6 protein-coding genes are annotated in these 7288 nt (G+C 60.5%); 2 read left to right on the top strand and 4 right to left on the bottom strand.

Annotated features, from left to right (window positions below; genetic code table 11):
* The first annotated feature begins 165 nt into the window (after nt 1-165).
* A complete protein-coding gene (locus DKY63_RS23010) occupies nt 166-1257 on the top strand; it encodes a calcium:proton antiporter (protein WP_110966203.1) in 1092 nt (363 codons plus the stop codon).
* A gap of 97 nt (nt 1258-1354) precedes the next feature.
* On the opposite strand, the gene DKY63_RS23015 is transcribed toward DKY63_RS23010, so the two are convergent.
* The 4 genes from DKY63_RS23015 to DKY63_RS23030 form a co-directional block, all read right to left on the bottom strand.
* Complete coding sequence (locus DKY63_RS23015) at nt 1355-2713, bottom strand: 8-oxoguanine deaminase (protein WP_110966204.1); 1359 nt, start codon at nt 2711-2713, stop codon at nt 1355-1357.
* A 256-nt stretch (nt 2714-2969) separates the two neighbouring features.
* The gene (locus tag DKY63_RS23020) at nt 2970-3656 is read right to left on the bottom strand and encodes an SDR family oxidoreductase (protein ID WP_110966205.1); all 687 of its coding nucleotides are present in this window, start codon (nt 3654-3656) and stop codon (nt 2970-2972) included.
* Between the two features lie 475 nt (nt 3657-4131).
* The gene (locus DKY63_RS23025; protein ID WP_110966206.1) at nt 4132-4713 is read right to left on the bottom strand and encodes an IMPACT family protein; all 582 of its coding nucleotides are present in this window, start codon (nt 4711-4713) and stop codon (nt 4132-4134) included.
* A 114-nt stretch (nt 4714-4827) separates the two neighbouring features.
* Nucleotides 4828-5748 (bottom strand): LysR family transcriptional regulator, encoded by a 921-nt coding sequence (locus DKY63_RS23030; RefSeq protein ID WP_110966207.1) that lies wholly within the window; start codon nt 5746-5748, stop codon nt 4828-4830.
* Between the two features lie 139 nt (nt 5749-5887).
* Here DKY63_RS23030 and DKY63_RS23035 point away from each other — a divergent pair, with 139 nt between their 5' ends.
* Entirely contained in the window at nt 5888-7237 is a 1350-nt protein-coding gene (locus DKY63_RS23035) for an aspartate aminotransferase family protein (RefSeq protein ID WP_110966208.1), read from the top strand.
* The last annotated feature ends 51 nt before the right edge of the window (nt 7238-7288 follow it).

The raw sequence follows: 7288 nt of genomic DNA on the forward strand, positions 1-7288 counted from the left end.
CTACAGGTGCTGGCAGAAACAATCGGTAAAACCTGACCGAAAGGTTCACAACCCTTGCCTGGCTTGGGCCATCAATGGGCTAAGGTCTAACGAAACATTAGCAGCGCCGCGCAGTCAGTCGCTTATCGACTTCGCGATTGCAAAAGCCGCAGCAAAAGGCCCGCCATGTTCACGATCCTCAAACAGGAAAGCTTTCTGCTGCTGGCGGTACTCGCCGCCATGGTTGCGTTCCCGCTAGAGCATTGGTTGCTGCACAGCGGGCAGACGGTCGCGCTGAGCGCCGGGCTGGTGTTGATCGCGTTCATCATTGCCGCCTCGATGCGCGTGGCCCATCAGGCTGAATTGCTCGCGGAAAAAGTCGGCGACCCCTACGGCACCATGATCCTGACCCTGGCGGCGGTGCTGGTGGAAGTGGTGATCCTGGCGATCATGATGAGCAATGAAGCTTCGGCTACGTTGGTGCGCGACACGATTTATTCGGCAGTGATGCTCGACATCAACGGCATCCTCGGCCTGGCGGCGTTGATGGGCGGGCTCAAGCATGGCGAACAGTCCTACAACGACGACTCGGCCCGCAGCTATAGCGTGATGATTCTTACCGCCATGGGCGTGTCGATGGTCGTCCCGGAGTTCATACCCGAAGTTCACTGGAAGCTGTATTCGGCGTTCACCATTGGCGCAATGGTGGTGCTGTATGCCCTGTTCCTGCGCATGCAGGTCGGCCCGCACAGTTACTTTTTCAGCTACAGCTATCCAGACAAACGCCGCAGGAAAGAGCCGGTGGAGCAGGAGCCAAAGCCAGTCAGCCTGGCGGTGTCCATTGGCATTCTGGTGTTTGGCGTGATGGTGATTGGCGCGTTGGCGGAAGTGATGTCCAAGACTCTCGATCTGGGCCTGGAGGGGACGGGAGCTCCGCCGGTGATCACGGCGATCCTGGTGGCAACCATCTCGGCGGCGCCGGAGATTCTGACGGCATTGCGCGCGGCGCTGGCCAACCGCATGCAATCGGTGGTCAACATCGCATTGGGAGCGTCGTTGTCGACGGTGATCCTGACGGTACCCGTGATGGAAGCGATGGCGCTTTACACGGGCCAGCCTTTCCAGATGGCCATGACGCCGGTGCAGACCGTGATGATCTTCATCACCCTGATCGTCAGCGCAATCAATCTTAATGACGGTGAGACCAATGCCATCGAGGGGATGACGCATTTTGTGCTGTTTGCGACGTTCATCATGTTGTCGTTGCTGGGCCTTTGAGCCCACCCCAAAACCCCTGTAGGAGCGAGCCTGCTCGCGATGACGGATGACAGACCGCTATCGCGAGCAGGCTCGCTCCTACAGGTTTATGGGTGTGTCAGGAACCGGCGATCAGCTGCCGCGCCGCCTGGCTGTGATCGGCAATCAAGCCCTTCAGATCCAGCCCCTCAACCTGCCCGTCAATCACCCGCCATTTGCCACCGATCATCACCCGATCCGCCCGGTCCGCGCCGCACAGCAGCAGCGCCGACACCGGATCGTGGCTGCCGGAGAAACGCAGCTCATCGAGCTTGAACAGCGCCAGGTCGGCCTGCTTGCCCACCGCGATTTCACCGATGTCGCTGCGACCGAGCAGTTGTGCCGAACCTTTGGTGGCCCAACCGAGAACGCGTTCCGGGGTGATTTTCTCTGCGCCGTAACGCAGGCGCTGGATGTACAGCGCCTGGCGCGCTTCGAGGATCATGTTCGAGGCATCGTTGGAGGCCGAACCGTCCACACCCAGGCCCAACGGTGCGCCGGCGTCGGTCAGTTCGATGCTCGGGCAGATGCCGGAAGCCAGGCGCATGTTCGAGCTCGGGCAATGGCAGATGCCGGTGCCGGCGGCGCCGAGGCGGGCGATTTCATCCGGGTTGAAGTGGATGCCGTGGGCCAGCCAGGTGCGTGGGCCGAGCCAGCCGACGCTGTCCAGATAATCCACGGTGCGCAGGCCGAAGCGTTGCAGGCAGAAATCTTCTTCGTCGAGGGTTTCCGCCAGGTGCGTGTGCAGGCGCACATCGAGCTTGTTCGCCAGTTCGGCGCTGGCGGACATGATCTCCGGGGTCACCGAGAACGGCGAGCAGGGCGCCAGGGCGATCTGGATTTGTGCGCCGTCACCCCGTTCGTGGTATTCGGCGATCAGGCGCTGGCTGTCGTCGAGAATCACCTGGCCTTCCTGCACGGTCTGCTGCGGTGGCAGGCCGCCATCCTTTTCGCCCAGGCTCATGGAACCTCGGGTCAGCATGGCGCGCATGCCCAGTTCGCGGACGCTTTCGACTTGCACGTCGATGGCGTTCTCCAGTCCGTCCGGGAACAGGTAGTGGTGGTCGGCGGCCGTGGTGCAGCCGGACAACAGCAGCTCGGCCAGCGCGACTTTCGTGGCGAGGGCGAGTTTTTCAGGCGTCAGGCGCGCCCAGACCGGATACAGGGTTTTCAGCCACGGGAACAGCGGCTGGTTGACCACCGGCGCCCAGGCGCGGGTCAGGGTTTGATAGAAGTGGTGATGGGTGTTGATAAGTCCCGGCAGGATCACATGTTCACGGGCATCGAACACTTGTCCACAGGGTGCGGACGGTTGCTGGCCCAGGCCTAGCACTTCGACGATCACGCCGTCTTGCAGCACCAGGCCGCCACGGGCATCGAGACCGTTGGCCGTGAAAATGGCGAGGGGATTTTTTAACCAGGTACGGGTCGCAGGCATGTTGGCCGGCTCCTCTGAAAGTTGGGTTCAGGGTTGCCAGCTCAGTGTTGCCCTGTCTGCTGATCCAGGGTCGCCGGGGAGGCGAGGTGCGAAGTGTCGATCAAAAGGGCTTTATGGGCAAGCCCGGACCGACAGAACAACGAAGACCTCTGTAGGAGCCGAGCTTGCTCGCGATGGCGGTGTATCTGTTGCGTTGTTGTCGACTGACACACCGCTATCGCGAGCAAGCTCGGCTCCTATAAAAAGCAAGACGGGGTTACCAGGGAATGGTTTCACCCCGGTAGTTCACAAAATGATGCCCGCCCTTGCCGGTATAGGCATTCACCTGATCGACCAGGCCTCGGGTGCTGGTTTGCACATCGATATCGGCGCCATCTCCGCCCATGTCGGTTTTCACCCAACCCGGATGCAGGGACAGCACGGTGAGTTTCTGCTCACCCAACTGCGTGACGAAGCTGTTGGTCATCGAGTTCAACGCAGCCTTGCTGGCCTTGTACAACGCCAGTTCCGGTGCATCGGGCATGGTCACGCTGCCGAGAACCGAGCTCATGAACGCCAGTACGCCGGTGTCCGGGCGGATCTGCCCGACAAAGTGCTGGGCGAGGTTGATCGGTGCCACGGCATTGGTGAAAAACAACTGGCCCACTTCGGCCAGCGATGCACCGCCCGGCGTTTGAACGTCAGGCCCTTTGACGCCGGCATTCACGAACAGCAGATCGAACACCTCACCCTTGAGTTGCTGGCTCAGGTCGATCACCGCTTGCTGGTCGTCCATGTCGAGTTTCTCGATCCGCACTTTGCCCAAGGCTTTCAGAGCCTCGGCATTCTGTGGATTACGCACCGTGGCGGTGACTTGCCAGCCATCGGCCAGCAGGGTTTTCACCAGACCGAGGCCGAGCCCCCGGGAGGCGCCGATGATGAGCGCGGTTTTTGCCTTGGACATGAGTGGCTTCCTTGATAAATGAGAGTCACGGACTCAATGGACAACGTTGGCTGGACCTATGCTGCAACGCCTGATGCGAGGCGTCGAGTTGATTGTTGTCGGCTGCGGCTCACGTGCTGGAGATTTTGCTCAAAAAATGATCAGTCCCGCGCAAGCCATGCCGGGCATGGGGCGGCGGCGGGAATGAACGGGTTATCCACAGATTGCTCCACAGTATTTGTGCGCAAGCTCAAAGGTCGGGCATAAGCGCGGGATGGCTATCTTCCAAAAGTGATAAACCATCCTAAGTAACTGTTTTTAATTGAATTTGTATTTTCTGATGGCATTTTGGACGAAAAGTGAACAAATCCCGCAAACCCTTATGACAGAAGGGTTACAGCGGTGTGTGCTCAGGTTATCCACAGCCAGGTGCACAGCAGATGTGGGCAAATGTTCGAGGCTGGGGATAACGCAAAGGTTCTAAAAAATAGCTATCTCAACGCTGCAACAGAATGCGCCCACGACTCAAATCGGCCAGCAATTTCTGCAGCGTTTCAATCTGCGCTTCGCCTACCGCCAGTTGCAGTTCGACACCATTGGCGGTGAAGTCTTCCTGAACAACCAGCCCGCCCAGTTCCGCGACTCTTAATTTCACCAGCGCCAACTCGCCAAATGCGCAGGCACAACGCAGCGATACCCGGCTGATCAGCTCGATCTTCGGCGCTGCCTGCAGGCATTTGTTGGCGCCGCCGCCATAGGCGCGGGCGAGTCCACCCGTGCCCAATTGAATGCCGCCGTACCAGCGGATCACCAGCACCACGACCTGATCGCAATCCTGCGCCTCGATCGCCGCCAGAATCGGCCGGCCAGCAGTGCCGCCGGGTTCGCCGTCGTCGGTGCTGCGGTATTGATCGCCGAGCTTCCAGGCCCAGCAGTTGTGCGTGGCGTTCAGATCGCTGTGCTGCTCGATGAACGCTTGCGCGTCGGCAGGGCTGCCGACGGGGGCGGCGAAGGTAATGAAACGGCTTTTGCGGATTTCTTCGCGGTAATCGCAAAAGTCGCTGAGGGTAAATGGCATAGGCGTCTTATGTGGTTGGCGTCAGGCCGCAGCCCTGGGAATGATGTTTGCCGGCGTCCGCTATTGGAACACCGTGAACCGAGTCTGGAAACCGGCGCGCAGGGATGGTGACATTCAGCGCGTCGCGGCCAGGCTCTCCAGAAAACTCTCCAGCACCAGATGTGGGCGGCGCCCCTTGCGGGTGACCGAGGCGAGGCTCAGGTCATAGAAGCGTGCCTTGGGTTTCAGCGCGCGCAAGCGACCTTGCTGAACCCAAAGGCTGGCGTAGTGATCCGGCAGGTAACCGATGTAGCGACCGGTCAGGATCAGGAAGGCCATGCCTTCGCGGTCGGAGGCGCTGGCGGTGCAATTGAGCGCCTGGTAATGCGCCTGGATGTCCACCGGCAGGCGAAAGGTCGGGGCGATCGCGTCCTGTTGATTGAGGCGCGCATCGTCCAGCTGTTTGTCATCGACGTAAAACAGCGGATGCCCCACCGCGCAATACAGTAGCGAACGTTCGCTGTAGAGCGGCTGATACTCCAGTCCCGACAACGCACTGGCCTGCGGTACCACGCCGACATGCAAACGGCCGTCGAGTACGCCTTGCTCCACTTCATTGGGCGGGATCATGCGGATCTGGATCTGCACGTCCGGCCCGCGCTCCTTCAGTTGCGCCAACGCATGGGTGATACGCATGTGGGGCAGGGTGACCAGATTATCGGTGAGGCCGATGGTCAACTCACCGCGCAGATGCTGATGCAGGCCGTTGACCTCGGTGCGAAAACTTTCCAGCGCACTCAATAGCTGCAGCGCCGATTGATAGACCTCGCGGCCTTCTTCGGTCAGGGAAAAACCGGCGCGACCCCGCTGGCACAGACGCAGGCCGAGTCGCTGCTCCAGGTCGCTCATCTGTTGGCTGATGGCCGAGCGGCCAATGCCGAGCACGCTTTCGGCGGCGGAGAAGCCACCGGACTCGACCACACTGCGGAAGATCCGCAACAGGCGAATATCAAAGTCGCTGACTTGCGCCAACGGGTCGGGACGGCGGCTACTCATGTGGCTGGCTCGATAGTTTAGTCAGGTGCTGACTAAAGGTTAGAAAAGTTGGATTTCACCGACTTTATCCTCGTGTCAATTTAGCTGCAACAACGCTTTTCATTCCCTGCGCCGCTTATTGCCTTGCGAGGTTCCACCCATGAATTTGCCTGAAAACGCTCCGACTTCTCTGGCCAGCCAACTGAAGCTCGATGCGCACTGGATGCCGTACACCGCCAACCGCAACTTCCAGCGTGACCCGCGCCTGATCGTGGGTGCCGAAGGCAGCTGGCTGATCGACGACAAGGGCCGCAAGGTTTACGACTCGCTGTCGGGCCTGTGGACCTGCGGTGCCGGTCACACCCGCAAGGAAATTCAGGAAGCGGTCACCAAGCAACTGGGCACCCTCGATTACTCGCCAGGCTTCCAGTACGGCCACCCGCTGTCGTTCCAGCTGGCGGAAAAAATCACCGACCTGACGCCTGGCAACCTGAACCACGTGTTCTTCACCGACTCCGGCTCCGAATGCGCCGACACCGCGGTGAAGATGGTTCGCGCCTACTGGCGCCTGAAAGGCCAGCCGACCAAGACCAAAATGATTGGCCGTGCCCGTGGCTACCACGGCGTGAACATCGCCGGCACCAGCCTGGGCGGTGTCAACGGCAACCGCAAGCTGTTCGGTCAGGCGATGATGGATGTCGACCACCTGCCGCACACCTTGCTGGCGAGCAATGCCTTCTCCCGTGGCATGCCGGAGCAGGGCGGTATCGCGCTGGCCGATGAGCTGCTGAAACTGATCGAGCTGCACGATGCCTCGAACATCGCCGCGGTGTTCGTCGAGCCTCTGGCCGGTTCCGCTGGCGTGCTGGTACCGCCACAGGGTTACCTCAAGCGTCTGCGTGAGATTTGCGATCAGCACAGCATCCTGCTGGTGTTCGACGAAGTGATCACCGGTTTCGGCCGTACCGGCACCATGTTCGGCGCCACCACCTTCGGCGTGACCCCTGACCTGATGTGCATCGCCAAGCAAGTCACCAACGGCGCGATCCCGATGGGCGCGGTGATTGCCAGCTCCGAGATCTACCAGACCTTCATGAACCAGGCCACGCCTGAATACGCTGTGGAATTCCCGCACGGCTACACCTATTCGGCTCACCCGGTCGCCTGCGCCGCTGGCCTGGCTGCACTGGACCTGCTGCAAAAGGAAAGCCTGGTGCAGAGCGTGGCCGACGTCGCGCCGCATTTCGAAAATGCGCTGCACGGGCTCAAAGGCACGAAAAACATCATCGACATCCGCAACTACGGCCTGGCCGGTGCCATCCAGATCGCTCCGCGTGACGGCGATGCCATCGTGCGTCCGTTCGAGGCGGGCATGGCGCTGTGGAAAGCCGGCTTCTACGTGCGCTTCGGCGGCGACACCCTGCAGTTCGGCCCAACTTTCAACAGCAAACCGCAGGATCTCGATCGCCTGTTCGACGCGGTTGGCGAAGTGTTGAGCAAACTCGACTGATTTGACGCTACAGCGCACCTCTATATAGAAGGCGCCCTTTAATGGGCGCCC

The sequence above is a fragment of the Pseudomonas putida genome, assembly GCF_003228315.1.
In the GTDB taxonomy this organism is placed as follows: Bacteria; Pseudomonadota; Gammaproteobacteria; order Pseudomonadales; family Pseudomonadaceae; genus Aquipseudomonas; species Aquipseudomonas putida_S.

Excerpts from the sequence above, each read along its gene's own strand:
- DKY63_RS23015 (WP_110966204.1), bottom strand. The coding sequence starts at position 2,713 with ATGCCTGCGACCCGTACCTGGTTAAAAAATCCCCTCGCCATTTTCACG.
- DKY63_RS23025 (WP_110966206.1), bottom strand. The coding sequence starts at position 4,713 with ATGCCATTTACCCTCAGCGACTTTTGCGATTACCGCGAAGAAATCCGC.
- DKY63_RS23010 (WP_110966203.1), top strand. The coding sequence starts at position 166 with ATGTTCACGATCCTCAAACAGGAAAGCTTTCTGCTGCTGGCGGTACTC.
- DKY63_RS23030 (WP_110966207.1), bottom strand. The coding sequence starts at position 5,748 with ATGAGTAGCCGCCGTCCCGACCCGTTGGCGCAAGTCAGCGACTTTGAT.
- DKY63_RS23035 (WP_110966208.1), top strand. The coding sequence starts at position 5,888 with ATGAATTTGCCTGAAAACGCTCCGACTTCTCTGGCCAGCCAACTGAAG.
- DKY63_RS23020 (WP_110966205.1), bottom strand. The coding sequence starts at position 3,656 with ATGTCCAAGGCAAAAACCGCGCTCATCATCGGCGCCTCCCGGGGGCTC.